This is a genomic window from Leptothoe sp. LEGE 181152, from assembly GCF_032906605.1.
Taxonomy (GTDB): domain Bacteria; phylum Cyanobacteriota; class Cyanobacteriia; order Phormidesmidales; family Phormidesmidaceae; genus Leptothoe; species Leptothoe turfae.
Map to the genome: position 1 here is coordinate 105,109 of NZ_JASATU010000065.1, position 19,903 is coordinate 125,011.

Annotated in this window: 16 protein-coding genes; 9 read left to right on the forward strand and 7 right to left on the reverse strand. The window is 46.9% G+C overall.

The genetic code is table 11. The features are described from left to right. Positions 1-8: 8 nt before the first annotated feature. The gene (locus tag QGP82_RS29590) at positions 9-812 is read left to right on the forward strand and encodes an ABC transporter permease (protein ID WP_250565698.1); all 804 of its coding nucleotides are present in this window, start codon (positions 9-11) and stop codon (positions 810-812) included. Between the two features lie 63 nt (positions 813-875). Then, positions 876-2,138, forward strand: a complete 1,263-nt coding sequence (locus QGP82_RS29595; protein ID WP_499061811.1) for an ABC transporter substrate-binding protein — start codon at positions 876-878, stop codon at positions 2,136-2,138. Here QGP82_RS29595 and QGP82_RS29600 read toward each other — a convergent pair. From QGP82_RS29600 to pdhA, 6 genes are all read right to left on the reverse strand, one after another. Continuing rightward, a complete protein-coding gene (locus QGP82_RS29600) occupies positions 2,072-2,704 on the reverse strand; it encodes a GNAT family N-acetyltransferase (RefSeq protein WP_499061812.1) in 633 nt (210 codons plus the stop codon). The two genes, QGP82_RS29595 and QGP82_RS29600, sit on opposite strands and share 67 nt — an antisense overlap. A gap of 78 nt (positions 2,705-2,782) precedes the next feature. Further along, on the reverse strand, positions 2,783-3,193 hold the full coding sequence (locus QGP82_RS29605; protein WP_163667748.1) for a hypothetical protein: 411 nt from the start codon (positions 3,191-3,193) through the stop codon (positions 2,783-2,785). A 55-nt stretch (positions 3,194-3,248) separates the two neighbouring features. Then, positions 3,249-4,199: a protein translocase subunit SecF gene (secF, locus tag QGP82_RS29610; RefSeq protein ID WP_499061813.1), complete on the reverse strand. Its 951-nt coding sequence runs from the start codon at positions 4,197-4,199 to the stop codon at positions 3,249-3,251. Further along, on the reverse strand, positions 4,196-5,635 hold the full coding sequence (gene secD / locus QGP82_RS29615) for a protein translocase subunit SecD (RefSeq protein ID WP_163667754.1): 1,440 nt from the start codon (positions 5,633-5,635) through the stop codon (positions 4,196-4,198). Before secD ends, secF begins: the two co-directional genes overlap by 4 nt. 170 nt (positions 5,636-5,805) lie before the next feature. Further along, positions 5,806-6,789 carry an alpha-ketoacid dehydrogenase subunit beta gene (locus tag QGP82_RS29620; RefSeq protein WP_006515268.1) on the reverse strand — a complete coding sequence of 328 codons (984 nt, stop codon included), beginning with the start codon at positions 6,787-6,789 and terminating at the stop codon, positions 5,806-5,808. 54 nt (positions 6,790-6,843) lie between these two features. Next, on the reverse strand, positions 6,844-7,872 hold the full coding sequence (gene pdhA, locus QGP82_RS29625) for a pyruvate dehydrogenase (acetyl-transferring) E1 component subunit alpha (protein ID WP_006515269.1): 1,029 nt from the start codon (positions 7,870-7,872) through the stop codon (positions 6,844-6,846). A 581-nt stretch (positions 7,873-8,453) separates the two neighbouring features. Between pdhA and QGP82_RS29630 the strand changes: the two genes are divergently transcribed. The 5 genes from QGP82_RS29630 to QGP82_RS29650 all read left to right on the forward strand — a co-directional run bounded on the left by QGP82_RS29630 (position 8,454) and on the right by QGP82_RS29650 (position 15,566). Beyond that, a complete protein-coding gene (locus QGP82_RS29630; RefSeq protein WP_499061814.1) occupies positions 8,454-10,517 on the forward strand; it encodes an IMS domain-containing protein in 2,064 nt (687 codons plus the stop codon). A gap of 175 nt (positions 10,518-10,692) precedes the next feature. Then, positions 10,693-11,265: a PD-(D/E)XK nuclease family protein gene (locus QGP82_RS29635; RefSeq protein WP_499061815.1), complete on the forward strand. Its 573-nt coding sequence runs from the start codon at positions 10,693-10,695 to the stop codon at positions 11,263-11,265. A 128-nt stretch (positions 11,266-11,393) separates the two neighbouring features. Further along, complete coding sequence (locus tag QGP82_RS29640; protein ID WP_006515272.1) at positions 11,394-11,741, forward strand: phage holin family protein; 348 nt, start codon at positions 11,394-11,396, stop codon at positions 11,739-11,741. 330 nt (positions 11,742-12,071) lie between these two features. Next, the gene (locus QGP82_RS29645) at positions 12,072-13,772 is read left to right on the forward strand and encodes an ABC1 kinase family protein (RefSeq protein WP_163667762.1); all 1,701 of its coding nucleotides are present in this window, start codon (positions 12,072-12,074) and stop codon (positions 13,770-13,772) included. Positions 13,773-14,231: 459 nt separating this feature from the next. Continuing rightward, complete coding sequence (locus QGP82_RS29650) at positions 14,232-15,566, forward strand: HlyD family secretion protein (protein WP_499061816.1); 1,335 nt, start codon at positions 14,232-14,234, stop codon at positions 15,564-15,566. A 194-nt stretch (positions 15,567-15,760) separates the two neighbouring features. Here QGP82_RS29650 and QGP82_RS29655 read toward each other — a convergent pair whose 3' ends face one another. Continuing rightward, the gene (locus QGP82_RS29655) at positions 15,761-15,883 is read right to left on the reverse strand and encodes a hypothetical protein (protein WP_499061817.1); all 123 of its coding nucleotides are present in this window, start codon (positions 15,881-15,883) and stop codon (positions 15,761-15,763) included. Between the two features lie 1,115 nt (positions 15,884-16,998). Between QGP82_RS29655 and QGP82_RS29660 the strand changes: the two genes are divergently transcribed. Then, positions 16,999-17,892 carry a pentapeptide repeat-containing protein gene (locus QGP82_RS29660; RefSeq protein WP_499061818.1) on the forward strand — a complete coding sequence of 298 codons (894 nt, stop codon included), beginning with the start codon at positions 16,999-17,001 and terminating at the stop codon, positions 17,890-17,892. A 1,307-nt stretch (positions 17,893-19,199) separates the two neighbouring features. Further along, on the forward strand, positions 19,200-19,847 hold the full coding sequence (locus QGP82_RS29665) for an ECF-type sigma factor (RefSeq protein ID WP_499061819.1): 648 nt from the start codon (positions 19,200-19,202) through the stop codon (positions 19,845-19,847). Positions 19,848-19,903: the final 56 nt, after the last annotated feature.

Consider the following 19,903-nt stretch of genomic DNA (forward strand, 5'->3'; position numbering starts at 1 on the left):
TGGAGCTGATGACTTGGGAGTTAATGACAGTGCGGCGCTATTTAAGGGTATTGCGGCTGTTTTGGGAAGTTGCGATCGCAGCTGAACTTGAATACCGCCTGAATTTTATAATTGCCACCCTCAGTAGCCTAACGGCCTTGGGTGGCAGTTTATTTGGTTTGTTTTTATTCTATCGCACGGGCTACGAGTTTCAAGGATGGCAATGGCAAGAAGCGCTAGTGGTATTGGGTGTTTTTACCATGCTACAGGGGTTTGCCGCTACATTTTTGAGCCCTAATCTGAGTCGAATTGTTAGGCATGTACAGGACGGCACCTTAGATTTTGTCCTGCTTAAGCCCATTAGCTCTCAGTTTTGGCTGTCGACACGCACGATTTCACCTTGGGGATTTCCAGATCTGGTGCTAGGGGCTGTCATGATCCTATACGCAGGCAACCAACTGGGATTGGGTATGGGGAATTACTTGGCCGCCATGGTCCCCCTGGCTTTAGGCTTTATGAGTTTATACAGTCTGTGGTTTATGTTAGGAGCCACGAGTATCTGGTTTGTCAAAATTTATAACGTAACAGAAGTACTACGGGGCTTTTTAGAAGCTGGCCGGTTTCCGATAGTGGCTTATCCCGCTGCGTTTCGTATATTTTTCACCTTTGTGATTCCGGTCGCTTTTTTAACTACAGTGCCTGCCCAAGTGTTTCTTAATCGCATTGAAGTTACCTGGTTAGCGGGCTCTGGACTGCTCGCCTTAGGGTTATTTCAAGTATCCCGTTTATTTTGGCGATTTGCATTACGTTTTTACACCAGTGCATCCAGCTAGGGGGATTGCAGGCAATGCCCCTACAATGCGTAAACTAGCCAAGGTCACCAGGCATCGGATGTCATGAAATTTACCCCCCGTTCTCTCCACATTGTTAGTGTGTTGTCATTGTTGTTAACCGCCTGTAATGGCAACTCCCAGAACAACAGCAGCGATACATTAGTCATCTTAGGATCCTTAACTGGCGTAGGTCAGGAGATTGTTGAAGAGGCCTTTGCCCCCTTTACTGCCGAGACTGGAATTGAGGTGGTTTATGAAGGTACAGATGCCTTCTCCACTGTGTTACCCATTCGGGTGGCGGGAGGAGATGTGCCAGATTTAGCAATTTTTCCACAGCCTGGGCTCATGAGAGATCTGGCAAGAGAAGGAGCCCTGACTCCCTTAAATGATATTGTTGAGCTGCCCGCATTAACCGCTGCCTTTGGCCCCGACTGGGTCGATTTAGGCACCGTGGATGAACAAGTTTATGGATTGTGGATGCGGTCCGATCCAAAAAGTTTAGTTTGGTACAACCCTGATGCCTTTGAAGCGGCTGGCTATAACATCCCTCAAAGTTGGGATGAACTGATCGGTCTTACTGAGAGAATTGCAGCTGATGGTAAAACACCCTGGTGTTTTGGCCTGGAGAGTGGAGAGGCCACCGGATGGGTGGGTACTGACTGGGTAGAAGATATTTTGTTGCGAACGGCAGGCACTGAGGTATATGACCAGTGGGTCGCCCATGAGATTCCCTTTAACTCTCCCCCGGTTAAAGAGGCCTTCCAAATGTTTGGAGACATTGTGCGTAACGATCGCTATGTGCGTGGTGGCGTTGTTGGTGCCATCAGTACTCCCTTTGGAGATGCGTCAGCCCCCATGTTTGATCAACCTCCAGGCTGTTATCTGCATCGTCAAGCTAGCTTTATTACCGATTTTTTGCCCGATACCGTTGAGCCAGGGAAAGACACTCGGGTCTTTTTATTGCCGGGGGATGGGCCGCAATCACCTCTGTTAACGGGCGGTTTGGTAATTGCGATCACCAATAATTCCCCAGCGGCCCAAGCGGCCATTAACTATCTAACAACGGTGACTCCCCACGAAAGTTGGGCTGCCCGTGGCTATATTAGTCCCCACCAAGAGGTGGACTTGGCTATCTACCCCAATGATGGAGTGCGCCAAATGGCAGCCGTATTGACCCAAGCCGAAACCATTCGCTTTGATGGTTCTGACTTGATGCCAGCGGCGGTAGGCACCGGTACGTTTTGGGCTGAAATGGTCAACTACATCAGCGGCACAGACGTTGATACGGTGCTATCGGCCATTGATGCGAGTTGGCCAGAAGAATAGTTTGTAGATGCCAAACGATAAAGCTGCAAGGTGCGATCGTAATAGTCATCGGTAAACCCTAAGGCTTCCATTCCGAGCCGAGTCATGACCCGCTGAGACCGAATATTGTCTGGGGTAGTAACTGCATAAATAGTGGGTAGCTGTTTTGTGTGAAACCCATACTGAAGAAGGGTACTGGCTGCTTCAGTAGCATAACCATAGCCCCAACTTGCAGGACGAAAATGCCAGCCAATTTCAATTTTGCCACTGTCAGTTTTGTCGTTCTTAGGTAAAGGAATCAGCAGAATGCTGCCGATGGCTCGATCAATGGCTTTTTCAACAACGGCCCAAATTCCTAGGCCGTCAACACAGCGTTCACAATAGCGCTGTAGTCGTTCTTGGGTCATCTGAATAGAACTGTCAGACTGACCCTGTAGCCAACGTGTCACCCTGGGATCGCCGTAAATATCAAATGCTTGCTGAGCGTCGTAAATCGGACGCCAATCGCGAATTGTTAATCGATCAGTTGTCAGTCGCATAAAGTAGAGCCAATGATTATAGACTCGATATTTTAGCGATGGTGTCACAAAATCAATGGATGATTTTGTAATTATTGAAGATTTCGCCGTAGGACCCTTCCATGGAAGAACCCTACGACGAAATCTTTATGGTCGACTGACCAACGACCACAATGGATGGGAGGGTCCCTGTCGACGAATTTTAGCTAATTGGCTCTCTAAACGTTGGCGCTCGATAGGAGAAATACCTAAGACTAAATGACGAATTTCACGGACTAGTAGAGTGCTAGCCAAACCGACGCACAAAAAGAACCCCACAGCTCCTAAGAAGTTATACTTCAATCCGTAGTAGACAGAGGTCCAGGTGAAATAATCCAACAGTAAGCTGATTTCTGAACGCAGCTGCCATAGAGTTAACGGCCCAATTGTTAGCCATATACCCACCGTCAACCGCCACCAGGTCGTTAAAGAATGCTGTCTCAGAGCTTCAATGGCCCGTTCGGTGGCGACTGTGGTGTAATTGCTGTCGATGTTTTTAGAACCGTTGGAAGAAGTCACCTCTCTGATTAATCAATCTCCTTTGCGACGTATTTAAGATAGACGGCTTATAAAGTTACTCCGTGGCTGATGTCGCCATATCTGTATTAGAGCTAGAGCTAGATCGCCACAAAGCCAGCAGCGTACTAGCAATAAAGATACTCGAATAGGCTCCGGCTAAAAAGCCAACAATCAGTGCTAAGGCAAAGAACTTAAGGGTATCTCCCCCAAAAATCACGATGGCTAATAGGGGAAGCGCCGTTGTCATGGTGGTGTTGATGGAGCGCCCTAATGTTTGATTAACAGCATCATTCACCGTTTGATCAATATCCTGATCGGGCATCAGTTTGAAATTTTCACGGATGCGATCGTAGATGACTACGGTGTCGTTGACGGAAAAGCCAACAATTGTCAGTAGTGCCACAATAAATAAACTGTCTGCCTCGTACCCAATGGTGAGCCCCAGAATTGAAAAAATACCTAGGGTGATGACTACGTCGTGCAGCAGGGCTAGGAGTGCTAGCAATGCATAGTCAAATTTAAACCGAAGACTTAAATAAACAGTGATCCCAACAAAAGCAACCAATAGAGAGAGCAGACCAGCCACTAAAAGTTGTTCACCAATGGTTGGGCCAACGACATCGATTTTTGAAGCTGTTGGATCAATCTCACCGAGATAGCTTTCTAAGGCTGAGCGCAGTTCTGTTTGTTCGTCTACGTCTAAGTTGCGGGTACGAATGGATAGGGCTTGGCCAGAATCGCCCACTAGCTGTAGGCTGCTGCCTTCCAACCCTTGCTCATCTAAAATAGTGCGAATTTCGACGATATCAATAGGATCGGTGCAGCTTACCCCATCGCTGCAGTTGCGTTCTAGCTGTAGTCGTGTCCCACCAATAAAGTCTAGTCCTGGTTTAACAGGGCCATTAAACTGTGACCATGACAGGGCCATGGCCGCAAGGCTGACGACGACCAAGACACCAGAAACGAGCCACCAGATACCGCGTTGTTTAACGACGTTCAATTTCATGATTGGGACGGTTGCGAAGTAGAGGGCAGATCGGTGGCTAGGCTCGGGGCAAAATAGCCCACCTTGCGAAATTGAGGAAAGCTAATCACAAAGAAAAGAAGATTTCGGGTGCAGGTGAAGGCTGTAAACAGACTCACTGCCACACCGACTGCCAGGGTAAGGGCAAAGCCTTTAACTAAACCAGCACCAAACCAGAACAAGGCAGCACAGGCAATGATGGTGGTGACATTGCTGTCGAGAATGCTGGAGAATGCTCTATAAAATCCTGACTCTACGGAACGGTAGAGGGTTTTACCGGCTCGCAATTCTTCGCGGGTGCGCTCGAAGATAAGGACGTTCGCGTCTACTGCCATACCGATACTGAGAATGAAACCGGCAATACCTGGCAGGGTCATGGTCACACCCAAAATGTTGTAGGCCGCCCAGGTGAGCAGGGCATAAACTACCAAGGCAACGTCCGCCAAGAGTCCGGGTAGACGATAATAAACGGCCATAAAGACCAGCACTAAGATCAGGCCTGCAAGGCCTGCGTATAGGCTACGTTGAATGCTATCGCGACCCAACGTAGCGCCGACCGTGCGATTTTCGACCACTTCTACGGGCACGGGCAAAGCACCGCCCCGTAATTGAATTTCTAAATCCCTGGCTGCTTCGGCATTGAAACTACCTGAGATAGTGGCACTATTGCCGGAAATACCTGTGGCAGCATACTGTACATCAACTGTGGGGGCACTAATTAGTCGATTATCCAGGAAAATGCCCAAAACTCGACCTGTGCCTGCGATATTACGGGTCATTTCGGTGAAAAGAGTACCGCCTTCGTTGTTGAAGTAAATGGAGACTTGCCATGATTGACCGGTGCCTAGGGGACTGGCTAAAGCATCTGTGAGTTTGTCCCCAGTCAAATCAGTATCTTCGAACAGTTCCAACAATGTTTCACGGCTGGTTTGCAGGTTCGCTGTAACCCGGTCAAGTTCAGCCAGCTGCTCATCGGTGATGTTCTCATTACCAACAGCTAGGATAGTTGCCTGCTCAAGTTCTTGCTGGTTGACAATATCTGAGATCGCCCTCAGTTGGCCTTCAGTCCCTGGTCTTTGGGAGCGAAACTCTAACTGGGCTGTACCCCCTAATACACGCTGAGCTTGGGCTGGGTCGCTGACACCTGGCAGCTGAATCAGCAGCTGATCTTGCCCAGAGCTTTGGACGATGGCTTCTGACACACCGAGGCCATTAACTCGGTTTTCGATGACCCGTTGGACGGCTTCTAACTCTCGTTCAGAGATTTGAGTGACCTGTTCATTGGTTAGTACTTGGAGGGTGAGTTGGGAACCACCTCGCAGGTCTAAGCCTAGCTGGGTGGGCAGTTGCACAATGGTAAACACTGCTGCGATCGCAAGTCCAACAATGACCACCAACATCGAGCGTTGTTTACCCATGGCCCTTCTCCGTATTATCCATACACCGGTCCTTGTACGTGTGACTAGCTATCCAACCAAACATCCTATTATAGGTTGCCGTTATTGGTTCCATTAATCCCTTGGTAGAAATAAAAAAGCACAGAAGATAAGGCTATCCTCTGTGCTCATGATGCCTATTTAGTAATGACCTACACCCGTGCAGTCATCATTTTTTCCACAGCCTCAACAATTTGTTTGGGCTGCACAATGGTCAGACTTTCCAAACGACCATTGTAGGGAGTTGGAATATCTTGGGAAGACAGACGCATCACCGGTGCATCTAGTTCATCAAAGAACCGATCGTTGATCGATGCAATAATTTCGGCGGCAATTCCCCCAGTGCGCATACACTCTTCGACAATGATCACCTTGTGGGTTTTGCGAATTGATGCCCCAATGGTGTCGTAGTCGATGGGCTTTAGGGAAATCAGGTCGATGACCTCTGGGTCAAATCCCTGGGCTTCAATGCCTTTGACTGCCTGCAGTACATGGTGACGCATACGAGAATAGGTGAGGATAGTGACATCCTTACCGGGGCGAACCATTTCAGCCTTATCCAATGGCACCAAGTACTCATCGCTAGGCAAGTCTTCCTTCAGATTGTAAAGCAGCACATGCTCAAAGAAGAGAACAGGGTTTTTATCGCGGATAGCTGACTTAAGCAGACCTTTAGCGTTGTAAGCCGTAGAGCAGGCCACAATTTTCAGACCGGGCACCGCTTGGAAGTAAGCCTCCAGACGCTGGGAGTGCTCTGCGCCTAACTGACGACCCACACCACCCGGTCCACGAATCACCATGGGGATATGGTAGTTACCACCAGAGGTGTAGGGCAGCATGCCTGCGTTATTGGCGATTTGGTTAAAAGCCAACAGTAAAAAGCCCATGTTCATGCCTTCGACAATGGGCTTTAGGCCAGTCATGGCGGCACCTACGGCCATACCGGTAAAGCTGTTTTCCGCAATGGGGGTGTCTAGCACCCGCAGGGGGCCATATTTTTCGTACAGCCCTTTGGTGACCTTATAAGAACCGCCATAGTGGCCCACATCTTCACCGATAACAAAGACGGTTTCATCCCTGCCCATTTCTTCGTCCACGGCTTCCCGCAGGGCGTTAAATAAAAGTGTTTCTGCCATTTAGATACCCTATTGATTTGCTAACTGCGATTAATTCAGGAGGCGGATTTCACATTACTCTTCCGCAAAGATATAGCGATGAAGCTCAGCGGGAGAGGGCTCAGGGCTTTCTTCGGCAAACTTGACGGCGTCTTCGACGTGGGCTTCGATCCGCTTTTTAATCGCCTTAAGCTCAGCTTCGTCAGCTAGGTTTTGTTCAATCAAATATGCTTCCATGCGGACGAGGGGATCGCGGGCCTGCCATTCGTCTTTCTCGGCCTGCGATCGCAATTCATCAGGATCCGCCAGTGAGTGACCCCGGAAACGATAGGTCAAACACTCGATTAAGGTGGGACCTTCACCCGCACGGGCGCGGGCAATGGCCGCCTGGGCGACCTCGCGTACTGCTAGCACATCCATACCATCAACCTCATAGCCAGGCATACCAAACACGCTGGCCTTGCGATAAATCTCGGTTTGAGAAGACGCCCGCTCGTGGGCCATTCCAATCGCCCACTTATTGTTCTCAACTACGAATAGAATGGGTAGATTCCATAGAGCCGCCATATTCAGGCACTCGAAAAACTGACCATTGTTCGTTGTACCATCACCAAAGAAGGCGGCAGTCACCTGGTCAGCAGAGGCATCGCCCAGGGCATCACGGCGATATCGCGACTGAAATGCCGCGCCCAGGGCTACGGGGATGCCTTCACCGATAAAGGCAAAGCCCCCCAGCAGATTGTGCTCTTTGGAAAACATATGCATGGAGCCACCCCGACCCTTGCTGCAACCAGTCTCTTTACCAAAGAGTTCGGCCATTACGGCATTGGCGGGTACTCCGGCACTTAGGGCATGAACATGGTCACGATAGGTGCTGCACACATAGTCATCAGGGCGCATCGATTTGATGACTCCGGTGGAGACAGCTTCTTGACCGTTATAAAGGTGTACAAATCCGAACATCTTGCCCCGATAGTACATTTCGGCGCATTTATCTTCGAAATAGCGGCCCAGGACCATATCTTCGTATATCCTCAGGCCCTCCTGCTTATCGAGCTTTGCCGAAGTTGCTTGAAATGTTGGTAATGTCCTTTCCTGAACCATTGGCTTGCCAATCGCCTCGCCGCAATACAAATTATGATTATTCCAAAAAAGTGATCAATTCATGATCACCGCGCGCTTACGCGGATATTTGTTGGCCCGATTAAGTTAAAATCGACCGAACATAATTTTAGACGACAATCTCGCTTTCCCGGTGACCGATGTTTTTAATCTGCTTGAATATCCACTTAAATTGAGTGGTCGTACCTGGCAGATCAATCCTTAGTATTTGCTTGGTATTGTAGATCTGAGGACTTTATTTTGAAGTTTCTTTCTGCCCTAGAACCAGCAAAGCAGGTAGATTTATGGGGACTGCTACATAGGAAAATGCCCACTAAAAACAGTGGCTTTATAACCTTAATTTCCTCAGCCAATTGTCTGAAAAGTTTGATTCATTGCTGTAGGCTTTCAAATATCAGCATTTCATCGCTATTATGTATGCGGTTTTAAGTAGGCAACTGTTTTACCCGGCTCAGGTAGTTTCTATCCATCCATATTATAGGGATGTTCATTAGTGCCTGTACTAGAGTTCTGCAAAGCCTCACACACAAGCTGAAGTTAACTTGAGTGCTAAGGAAGTCACTGTGCAAATTCCGCTAGATTATTACCGAATTCTGGGGCTGCCCATGCAAGCGACAGCGGAACAACTGGAGCAGGCTCATCGTGATCGTACTTTACAGTTACCTCGTCGGGAATATTCGGAGTTTGCAATTCAATCCCGTAAACAGCTGATTGATGCCGCCTATGTTGCTCTAAAAGACTCAGGCACCCGTCAGGTTTACGATGCTCAACTTTTGGCGGCAGGTGCTGAGCCCGCTTTAATTGAAATTTATGAGCAGCAGCTTATCGGAGCGTTGCTGGTGCTGTTGGAACTGGGTGAATATGAGCTGGTTATTCGCTTGGGACGACCTTACTTAACTAGCGGAGCTAGTGCCCTAGAAGGGGGGGATGAGCATGCCCTTGCCGATGTTGTCTTGACCATTGGTCTGGCTTGTCTGGAACTAGGGCGAGAGCAGTGGCAACAGCACCAATACGAAAATGCAGCAGAGTCTTTGGAAACGGGTCAGGAACTCATGCTTCGGGAAAACCTATTTCCCGAGATGCAGGCAGAAATTCATGCAGATCTCGATAGACTTAAGCCCTATCGGATCCTAGAGCTGGTGGCGCGTCCCCTGGCCGATAAAGCGGCCAGACAACAAGGTGTCGCTTTATTGAAGTCCATGTTAGAAGCGCGAGGGGGCATTGATGGTGCCAATGATGATGCCTCGGGGTTAAGCGTTGAGGACTTTTTGCGATTTGTGCAGCAGTTGCGGAGTTACCTGACATCGGCAGAGCAACAGGATATTTTTGAGGGTGAAGCTCAGCGACCGTCATCCGTTGGTGTTTATCTATCGGTGTATGCACTTTTGGCGAGGGGCTTTGCTAAGCATCAGCCTAAGCTTGTGCGTCAAGCTAAACAGCGGTTGTCCTTGCTAACAGAGCGCCAGGATGTCTATCTAGAACAGGCTGTGTGTGCAGTGCTGCTCGGGCAAACCGAAGAGGCCACCTACGCCCTGGAGCGCAGCCATGAGAATGAACCCATAGCGTTTATTAGGGAGCATTCTGCAGGCGCGCCGGATTTGTTGCCTGGGCTGTGTTTGTACACTGAACGCTGGTTACAACAGGACGTGTTTCCCTTCTTTCGGGATTTGGATCAAAGCAATGTCACCCTCAAAGACTACTTTGCCAATGCGCAGGTGCAAGCTTACTTAGAATCCATGCCCCCTGAGGATGCAGTGCCGCAGCCTCCCATTGGCCGCTTTGGCACATCAGATTATGGTGGGTCAGGCTATAGTCGTGTGCCTACAGATTATGAGCGTCCATCGTTTGGATCGGCACCCTCTGTTGGTGTCGGTACAGCGGCCACGGTGGGACTCGGTGCTGCTGGTGCCGCCGCTACTGCTGGCTCGCGTCCGACGGCCTACACAGCGGAGGAGGTTTCTAACCTATCTCCTGATGGCCAACTCGATGATGAATTAACTGCCAGTGTTGGGTTTGACGAGCCGGTTGTGAAAACTCGACGGCGTTCATCTCCTAAATGGGGGCGCTTAGCACTGGTGTTACTTTTGGCTCTGGGTGGCCTGATTGTGCTGGGATTCATGATGTCTCAGCTATTGAGCTTGTTTGGCGGACTGTTTGGTGGGCCTAAGATCAAGGGCGATCCTTTAGATATTGATGTGACGCGTCCTGCTATTGAGCTGCCGACTGCAGATATTCAACCGACGGCCACCGGTGATGTACAGGTCATTGCTGAAGAGACCATTGAAAAGTGGTATGAGATAAAATCTGAGGCCATGGGTCCCCAGTGGAATGTTGATGCCCTGGCCGATATTTTGTTGGAACCAACGCTTGCCCAGTGGGTTGCTAAGGTAGAGAGCAATCAGCGGGAAGGTGTCCATTTAGAATATGTTCAAAAGATGCAAAATCTGACTGCTGAAGAGCTTGGCGATGACCAGATTCAAGTGACGGCTGACGTCAGTGAAACGGGGAATGCTTATCAATTTGGTGAGTATAACGGTGCATTCTCCTATGAAGATCAGCTGACGGTGGAGTATAGCCTCAGAAAAGAAGACGATAAATGGATGATTGAGTCCTTTGCGGTGCAGTAGGGATTGCATATGGGGTGTTGGGCGCTTTATAGCGATGTTCTGTGGAACGTCTCTACGTTTTTAGGATGAATTTTTCTTAGGATAATTTGGTCAATGCTGCCCCATTACAAAGCGAAGCAGGTTTCGGTAAATCGTCGCCGGCATTACGAAATAGAAGGAACAGCAACTGCCTGGAGTGACCACAGTCTTGTCAGCGACCAAGCCTTGGGAAGATAGAGAGCGTCTGTGGCGCTGGCGGGAGCGGGTGGGCGCTGAAGAAGCCAATCGCATTACCGCCAAAGCGTCACGATCTGGGACAAAAATTCACAAGGTGATTAAGGCCTATCTGCGTCAAGAAGACTGGGTGCTACCGGAGGGAACTGAAGGCTTTTGGGCATCTATTGAGCCGGTGCTCAAAAATATTGACGAAGTGCTTTTGGTGGAAGGAGCGGTGTGGCATCCACTTAAATTTGCTGGGTATCCAGATGCGCTCATGGTCTATGGGGGCCAGCTATTGGTCTGTGATTGGAAAACTGCACGACGTCCCAAACAACCAGAGTGGATTGAAGATTATTTTCTGCAGGTGGCGGCCTACTGCTGGGCTGTGAATTGGGTATATCGGGATTATGGCATTAAGGTGGAGCGGGCGATGGTTGCGATCGCACTCGAAGATGCCTCGCCGCAACTTTTTACACTTACCCCAGACAAATTAGACCAACACTGGGGACAATTTCAGCAGCGACTACGCCAATATTACCGGCTGAAATAGCCGTAATTAAAGGCATTGCTCTTAACACTCCTTTAATTACGCATAGAGAAAAATTTGATATACTTCAGGCGAAACTGCTACGAGTAAACACGGATATTCCGTTATTATCGCCTCTAAGGAGCCCTGTCATGGACGTTCTCGTTCCCTTTATTGTTACCTGGTTGATTACCACCATTGCTCTGGTAATTATTACTTTTTTGCCCACTGGTGTAGAGTCTGATAGCTTCGGGAAAACAGCGATTACGGCCCTCGTTTTTGGTGTGCTGAATGGCGTTGTCAATATTGTTGCTGGCCTACCAGTTTTAGGGGGGGTGCTGTGGTTAGTAACCCTGGGGGGCCTGCTGCTAAACCTGATTCTATTCGGTCTGTCTGCCAAGCTAGTTGAGGGGTTTCGCCTACGCTGGGGCATCTGGAGTGCGATTATCGGTGCCTTTTTGCTATCGGTTATCACCTCTATCCTGAACGCTGTCATCTAAATATTTGCGCAGCCCCAACATATCTGCGCGGCCCCAACAATTGAGCCTTTTGCTGGTTTATTTTTTTGAAGTTGAGGTGAAATAAGGAAGGAGCCCCTAGAGGCTCCTTCTTTATTGTTTGTTGATTAACTAGAGTAGGACTCGTTATTCTCAGAGAAATCTAAATAAAAATGTAGTTATCTATACTATGATTAAGACATTTACTGTTGGATAGTGGGGCAGAATTTACCCAATATCCACATTGCTTAGGGCGAAGGCTGATGATACTCGTACCACCCAGGTGTCACTGTGCCTTCTTGACTGAGCGTTTGGCTTAGGAGATGAGACTGTATGGCTGAGCTTGAAAAGATGCGGCGGTACAATGCGGTTGCGATCGCAAACCACTATCGCTTTCGTCTTTGGACAGTGCTGTGGCGGGCACTTTCGGTGGTATTAATGCTTGGCAGTTTTCTCTTAGGACTGCTGTTTGATAAAGGTTTAGGGCGTCAAGACATCAATGAGCCCAAACGAGCATCTCAATTGCGACAGATATTAACGGATCTTGGTCCCACCTTTATCAAGGTTGGTCAGGCCCTCTCTACGCGCCCTGATTTAATCAACCCAAAATTTCTAGATGAGCTGATCAAGCTTCAAGATCAGCTCCCCCCTTTTGATAGCTATGTAGCGAGCCTAATTATTGAAAAAGAGTTAGGTCGCACCCCTGACGAAGTTTATAGCTACATATCGCCTGAGCCGGTGGCCGCTGCTAGTCTGGGTCAAGTATATAAAGCTCGCCTCTACTCTGGAGAAGAGGTTGCGGTAAAAGTTCAGCGCCCTGGATTAGTGCCGATCATTTGCCGCGATCTATATTTGATGCGTTGGGCTGCCGGTTGGATTGCCCCCTGGTTGCCCCTCAATCTGGGCCACGACCTCACCTTGATCGTGGATGAGTTCGGCTCCAAGCTCTTTGAGGAAATCGACTACTTAAATGAAGGTCGTAATGCGGAGGCCTTCGCGGCTAACTTTGCCGATGACCCCAGGGTCAAGGTGCCAGCAATTTACTGGCGCTATACCAGTACCAGGGTGCTGACGCTGGAGTGGATTGATGGCATTAAGCTAACCGACATCGAGCGGGTGCAAGCGGCTGGTTTAGACTCTGATGACCTGGTTGGCATTGGTGTTTCGTCAGGCCTTCGACAGCTGTTAGAGTTTGGCTTTTTCCACGCCGATCCCCATCCCGGCAACCTGTTTGCCATGCCCAATGGGGCCATGGCCTACATTGACTTTGGCATGATGGATCAGCTGAACCAGGATATGAAGGAAACTCTGGTGGACTCAGTTGTGCATCTAATCAACCAGGAATATGACAAGCTGGCCGATGATTTTGTCAAACTCGGTTTTCTCACCCCTGATGTCGATGTGCGGCCCATTGTGCCTGCTCTGCAAGCGGTTTTTGATGGTGCCATTGGTGCCAGTGTGAGTAACTTCAACTTTAAGAGCATCACCGATAGGTTTTCAGAGCTGGTATATGAATATCCCTTCCGAGTACCCGCCAAGTTTGCACTGATTATTCGTTCGTTGGTTACTCAAGAAGGTCTGGCCCTCACCCTCAATCCGGAATTTAAGATTGTGGAGATTGCCTATCCCTATGTGGCCAGGCGATTGCTAATGGGTGAAACCGAATCTCTGCGGCGGCGACTGATTGACGTTTTGTTCAAGGATGGCCGCTTCCAATGGCAGCGTCTGGAGAATATGATTCGCATTGCCCAAGGCGATCAGGGCTTTAACCTGATTCCCACCGCCGGGTTGGGGATGCAATTTTTAATGTCTGACGAAGGTCAGTATCTACGGCAGCAAATTTTGGCTGCCCTTACTGAGGACAATCGTTTGCACACCGAAGAGGTCGGGCGTTTGTGGGATTTGGTAAAGGACGATTTGCAGCCTGATCAGCTCTTTGATGCAGCCTGGAGTGCGTTAGCAGATTTCTCTCGCAGTCAGGCAGCGGCGCTAGTCCCAGCTGAGCTAACAGCTGTACTATCAGGCAATAATTAGCGCCACCATTGACTGAGAGAGCGAATATCTAAGGGTATTCCGAGCAGAGCTTGAGTCTGTCTCGCTGGTAATTGTTGTGTCAGCAGACATTAAAAATGGACAATCCTATAGGGGCATTCCCTTGTGGAGGTCGGCTGAGCGCACCGTCGAAGCCTGTCCTTCGACATCAGGCGCTATCAGTCAGGATTTTGTATAGGTTTTTAGAACGGTTAACAGAACGTTCTGTTATCTGACGTTCTGTTATCTATCGAACCCCTCTTATGCAACAGTAATAATTTAAAGCTCAAGCACGGGAAAATCTGTCGACCCTTGTTGTGAGCTTAAAATATTCTCCTCCATAGTTGTTTTTGGTGATGCCTATTGACCCTGATGATTCAATAAATTCGTTAAGCTACATAGGGGCATCAATACTGGCTTGTGCTCTAGTAATCTCGGTTATTACCACGGAGTTATCAGCGAGTGAAATGGTTTTTTAAGCAGCGCCCTTTGCCATGGATTGTTGGCGGTGTTGCGATCGCAATTATTGGTATTGGCGCAGTCACCTTCCGGCGCTATCGTGCCAATACCTACGATGTTGATACGTTGACTGTGGCAGTAGAGGCCGCAGAAGTCACGATTCGCATCAATGCCAGTGGTGAGGTAGAAGCCTATCGCACAGTGAACCTGAGCCCTAAGAACTCGGGCATTGTGGATGAGCTGTTGGTTGAACAAGGAGACATCGTTGAGCAGGGGCAAGTTGTAGCCCGGATGGATATCGATGATTTGAATGCTCAACTGCGCCAAAACCAGGCCAATCTGGCAGAGGTAGAGGCTCAACTACAAGATTTATTACAGGGGACAGATCGCCCAGAGCTGGCCCAGGCTGAGTCAAATCTGGAGGCGGTGAGAGCCCAGCTGGTGGATGCTGAGGCGCGATTGAGCCTGGTGGAGGGAGACTTGGATCGCGATCGGGACCTTTACAGCCAGGGGGCAATTTCTGCTCGCGAACTCGACAATAGTGAGAATGCCGTCGAGAGTGCCCTGGCCAATGTGCGCCAGCTTGAGGCCAGGGTGGTCGAAGCGCAACAACGGTTTGTAGATCTAGAAGATGATCCGGACCCGGAGGATGTTGACCAGGCCACTGCCCGTGTCGAGCGCGCTAAAGGCCAAGTCTCAGCCGCTCAAACTCGCATCGACAACACCATTATCCGAGCCCCCTTTGCCGGGGTCGTGACCCAAAAATTTGCCACTGAGGGAGCCTTTGTCACGCCAACCACGTCAGCATCTGAAGCGGCTTCAGCCACATCTAGTGCTATTTTTGCGATCGCCGATGGTTTAGAAGTTGTTGCCGAAGTGCCTGAAGCCGATTTAGGTCAAATTCAAGTGGGTCAGGCGGTAGAGATTATATCGACAGCTTATCCAGAAAATCTGTTTAAGGGGACAGTGCGGCTGATTGCCCCAGAGGCCATTGAACGCCAAAATGTCACCATTTTTCAGGTGCGAATTCGCTTAGAGAATGGTCTAGAGCAGCTGCGCTCAAATATGAATGTCGATGTCGCCTTTCTCGGCAATCGCCTCACAGATGCTTTAGTCGTACCAGCGGTTGCTGTGGTTACCCAGGGTGGGGAAACCGGTGTGCTGGTACCTGGTGCAAACAATCAAAATATTCGTTTCCGTCCCGTCACCTTAGGGCCTCAGATCGGCAATCAAATCCAAATTTTAGATGGTGTCACGGCTGAGGACCGTGTGTTTGTGGATTTACCCCCTGGCCAAACCCTAGATAATCTCCGCTTTAACCGAGATGAGCAAGACTAGTTGTCGGTTCCACCCTCTTTTTCTCTACTCCTCACCCTTCGACAGGCTCAGGGCAAGCTCCCCACTACCCCAATAAGAAAAAGGAGCAAAGACCACTAACGCTTGGCCTTCACTCCTTACTGTCACAGCAAAACTTGAAAAAATTGTCGCGGGTTATTTACTGAGCGCTTACATCTATCGACTAACGCAGGATATTAGCAGCAATCAGCTTCACAGCCTTGCTCGGGTCTAAGCTTGTGCCATAGGGTCAACACCAGGCTTGCCAATAGCTCTGTACGCCGTGTTCTCATTGCTTTCATGGAAGATAGAACGATCATGGTGTTGTCCTCTGAACTCAAGATGGGGGGGGGGTTAGTGCTTATTCCAATGATTGCCCAGTTACTCAGCACTGCCTTCAGCGCTTGTTAACTCAATTAACAATTATGTAGGTACGTCTTTTGTTTCCTTTTTCTTAGGCTTAGGAGTTAAGACCTCAGAAAAGAGAAAGAAAGCGAGACAAACGGTAAAAAGTGGTAGAAAGGGCATTGCACAAGCTCTACGATAAGGAAGTGACTTTCAGAAGGCAGTGATATGAATCATCTAAAGTTGCAATAGCGATACAGGCGTAAATCAACTAGTCAAGCAAAAAAGTAAGCTGAATCAGTGATGTTTTATCGAACAATCACAGAATAACGAAGGCTTCCTGGCAATACAATTTGCTTTTATGCAGACTTTTGTGAGCTTTTCCTCAGGCTGCTCAGATCTTCCGTGTAAAATCGCTTACACTTTTCTGAAAAGCAACTGCACTCACTTTGCTAGGGAACAAAATGAATTCTATGCGACATCATATGTCTCTGTGATAAAAATCATTTCCTATTAGCTAACTTTATCGGGTAGAACTGACAGAGCGTTGACCATCCTGTACAACAACAGGTGGCGGGAAATAGTCAGCTCTGGTTGATTGGTTTACTATAGAAACGGTTGATAATGAAATCAACGTGGCTCCTAGAATATGTAACCGTAATTTTTCCAATGTCAGTGTTCATTCGTTAGACATAATTGGCCTCACAATTTAGTTTGTGTCGAAGCTTTTTAAGGAAATAGCTAGCTTGACAAATAACTCTATACGTTGCCTTTTTATTGTTTCTATAGACGATAAATCACCATGATAAGGCTTACCAAAATAGGATAGTTAGTGACTAGGGCAATTGTTTGCTCAGTCAATGCTATGGTCTTTGACCAAGTAACCTATGTGGCCAAGTCTAAGTTTTATACATAAGTTACCTACTGTTTAGATCAAGTCATCAACCCTACTTTCCGCAATTTGAAGTGTCACACTCGGATCCTACCTAAAAAAATCAGATAGCAGTAGTTTTGTAGACGTAGTTATGGTCGGTTGAAAGCCCCGATAAATTAGCTCAAATTCTCTGCAGGCATCTAAATTTCTTTACATATGGATAAAAAAATAGAGATATACCGTGTGAGCCTTCAGATCTCATTGCTTTTTCTGGTGATGTTAGCTGTATTTTTTGTAGTATGGCTAGTCCCTGTTTGGCAGATAAAGTACATACAGCCTGTAGGGGATAAAAATAAGTTTGATTATGAGAATGCAGCTAGAACAACATTAGTACAGACTTTAGGAGGTATATTCTTTTGTGTAACATCTTTCTTTACGTGGCGTAATCTTCGGAACTCTGAGAAAATCTATCAACTGACAGACGATAAGCAAGTTACAGAACGCTTTACGAAAGCTATTGAAATGCTTGCAAGCGAGCATGTAGAAATTCGTTTGGGTGGTATTTACACGTTAGAGCGTATTGCAAAGGATTCGAAGGAAGATTGTGAATCCGTCATGGATATTTTAACTGCGTTTATTCGTACACACTCGCCTAATGAATCCATAAGAGGCATATCTAATATATCCAATGAAGAAATTACAATAGAGTTATCCAAAGGCGTATCTTCGGAGGGGCAACAGTTTAAGGTTTCCCACGATATTCAAGCGGTTTTATCTGTTTTGAGTAGACGGGACTCAGACTTGAATAATTTTGAATTAAACCTCAGTGAAACTAAGTTATGCAACGCTTACATGAGTGGGCTTGTTCTTGAAAACGCTGACTTAAGATACGTGGATTTGAGCCATGCTGACCTGCGTGGAGCTAGACTTGGCTTTGCAAATCTAGAAGGAGCCAAACTGAATGGAGCAAATTTGGACTTTGCGTCCCTTGAAAGTGCAAACTTAAGAGGCATTAGCTGGGATGGTCATACAAAATGGCCCAGTAAAGAAAAGCTAGCTAATGTTAGAGCAATACCAGAAACATTGCGACAACAACTTAAGCTTGGGTGACGTTAGCTCATGGACATAAATTAACGTTAGTCAACGTACAGCAAAGCGATAGTTATAGTCGCATTTGCGGGCTCCTGATACCAGACAATGTGGAAGTCTTTTGCTCCTTGATTTGATAGCGTAGAAACAAATGTGTGCGCGCCTGAGACAGACATACTAGGAAATCTTCTAGTTATTAGTCCGACATTTCGTAAATTTCCAGATTCTAGGCATCTTAACACCTTCCTAATTAGAGGAAGGCGTGGATCATTCTCCTCTTCAAGAAGATCTAAAGTCGCTCCTGAGTCTGAAGTGAACATTAGCCTCCTTGGAACAGGCTCTTTGGCCATAAATAGTAAGCTAAGTGGAAAGCGATATAGGTTTTGGTGAAATGCAGGCAAACTGCATCCCTTCACTAGAGGAACACTCATGGCAAAAGCTGGTTGAAAACTGATTCTTGCGCATCATTGTAATCAAAAATTCAAAGCTTGTCACTATTTTATATAATGAACATTATATTTTTTTGCAAATCTAGTTGCCCTTTTGGGCAACTAGATTTGCAAAAAAATATAAGCTCATCACTATATAAATGAGCTTACTTCAATAAGTTACTCTTGCTAAGAGTGCTTTTGTTCCACGAAGCGCTATATAGTGACTAGCGTATTCACTAAAGGCTCAATCACATTTAACGCTTTCCTAATCACACTACTAAGTGCTGCAAATTTAGATTTTTTAACTAAAACAATAGAGCTGTTGCCTTAGAAGCCTGCAAAACCTCTAAACTAACCCTACTGGTAGCTATAGCATTTTAGGAAGCAATCAAGGACTTCCAAATTTCTGGTCAAAAATTAGAATCAGTTTTTCAACCAGTTATGACTGCTGAATGTAGGTACTTTCTAAGCCAACTCTACAACCATTGTGATTTTTACCTTCTATAAGCATATGAATGCAGTCAGTTAAGGTCAATTCACTTTTCTGCATTCCAAGATTGATTTTTATTTAAGGTGAATTAAATTTTTTTATGAAGTAAATTGCTCAAAAGAGAAATTCAGCAATTGGTTTATGACTTTAGTCCCATATATAGTGAACTTAGCTAGCAGCTCAAGAATACTTAAAAGATGAGTCGAAAAGTAGTTCGTATGTATTGCTTGGTTTGCGTTTGAAAGGTTCTGTAGTGGTTATTGTTATTGTTTGTCAAAACGCCTTGAGGTATGTTTGAGTAAACTTGTCAAAATAACTGCGGTGCAGCACCAGTAGAGCTTTTTTAATTAAATTATTCCACGCGTTTGTGATTAGAATCTGCTATTGGCAATAGTTCTATTTGGTATATGTCTCCAACTTTTCTAATTATTGATAGTTACCTATTAAGTTTGTGGGGGACTGAAAAATTATTGAATGCCCAGTATCCTGATTCTCAAGTGCTAGCTGCTACTGATGCTCAAGCTGCTAAAGAGATGGTTATTACTGAAGAGCCTCATTTGGTTATTTGTAACTTATCCATTTCACTGCAGGAAGGCCAAAGCCCTGAAATTGAAGTTGGCCTTTTACTGTTAAAGGATTTGATGCAACTGAACTCGCAACTTAATATAGTTGTTCAGGGTACAAATATTAAAGCTTTAATTCGTATGAAAACCTACATAGATGCGCACCAGGGTGGATTTACTGTTGTTGATAAGTGTTTTTCAGAGGTAGATATCTTTACACAAATAGATGGAGCACTTAAAGGTTTACGATACGTTCCTGCTAAGCTACGTGTTTATCCAGAAATACAGTCAGAACTGTTACAAGTTCTTGAGCTTGCATTCAATAAAGGTCTTCAAGATAAAGAAATTGCCGAATACTTAAAGGTTTCACGCCGTACAGTCCGAAACTATTGGTTACGCATACAAGATATTTTTAATATTTCCCCTCAAGATGGATATAATATGCGCATCAAAACCGAGATTTCAGTGCGTAAAGCAGGATTTTTAGGTTAAAAGGTTATTGATGCGCTGATCTTAATTTTCTAAAAAATAATATATTTACTAATCCG

What these genes read in the sequence shown, in the direction of transcription:
- QGP82_RS29590 (WP_250565698.1), top strand. Translation starts at nt 9, where the DNA reads ATGACTTGGGAGTTAATGACAGTGCGGCGCTATTTAAGGGTATTGCGG.
- QGP82_RS29595 (WP_499061811.1), top strand. Translation starts at nt 876, where the DNA reads ATGAAATTTACCCCCCGTTCTCTCCACATTGTTAGTGTGTTGTCATTG.
- secF (WP_499061813.1), bottom strand. Translation starts at nt 4,199, where the DNA reads ATGAAATTGAACGTCGTTAAACAACGCGGTATCTGGTGGCTCGTTTCT.
- secD (WP_163667754.1), bottom strand. Translation starts at nt 5,635, where the DNA reads ATGGGTAAACAACGCTCGATGTTGGTGGTCATTGTTGGACTTGCGATC.
- QGP82_RS29620 (WP_006515268.1), bottom strand. Translation starts at nt 6,789, where the DNA reads ATGGCAGAAACACTTTTATTTAACGCCCTGCGGGAAGCCGTGGACGAA.
- pdhA (WP_006515269.1), bottom strand. Translation starts at nt 7,872, where the DNA reads ATGGTTCAGGAAAGGACATTACCAACATTTCAAGCAACTTCGGCAAAG.
- QGP82_RS29640 (WP_006515272.1), top strand. Translation starts at nt 11,394, where the DNA reads ATGGACGTTCTCGTTCCCTTTATTGTTACCTGGTTGATTACCACCATT.
- QGP82_RS29645 (WP_163667762.1), top strand. Translation starts at nt 12,072, where the DNA reads ATGGCTGAGCTTGAAAAGATGCGGCGGTACAATGCGGTTGCGATCGCA.
- QGP82_RS29655 (WP_499061817.1), bottom strand. Translation starts at nt 15,883, where the DNA reads ATGATCGTTCTATCTTCCATGAAAGCAATGAGAACACGGCGTACAGAG.
- QGP82_RS29660 (WP_499061818.1), top strand. Translation starts at nt 16,999, where the DNA reads ATGGATAAAAAAATAGAGATATACCGTGTGAGCCTTCAGATCTCATTG.
- QGP82_RS29665 (WP_499061819.1), top strand. Translation starts at nt 19,200, where the DNA reads ATGTCTCCAACTTTTCTAATTATTGATAGTTACCTATTAAGTTTGTGG.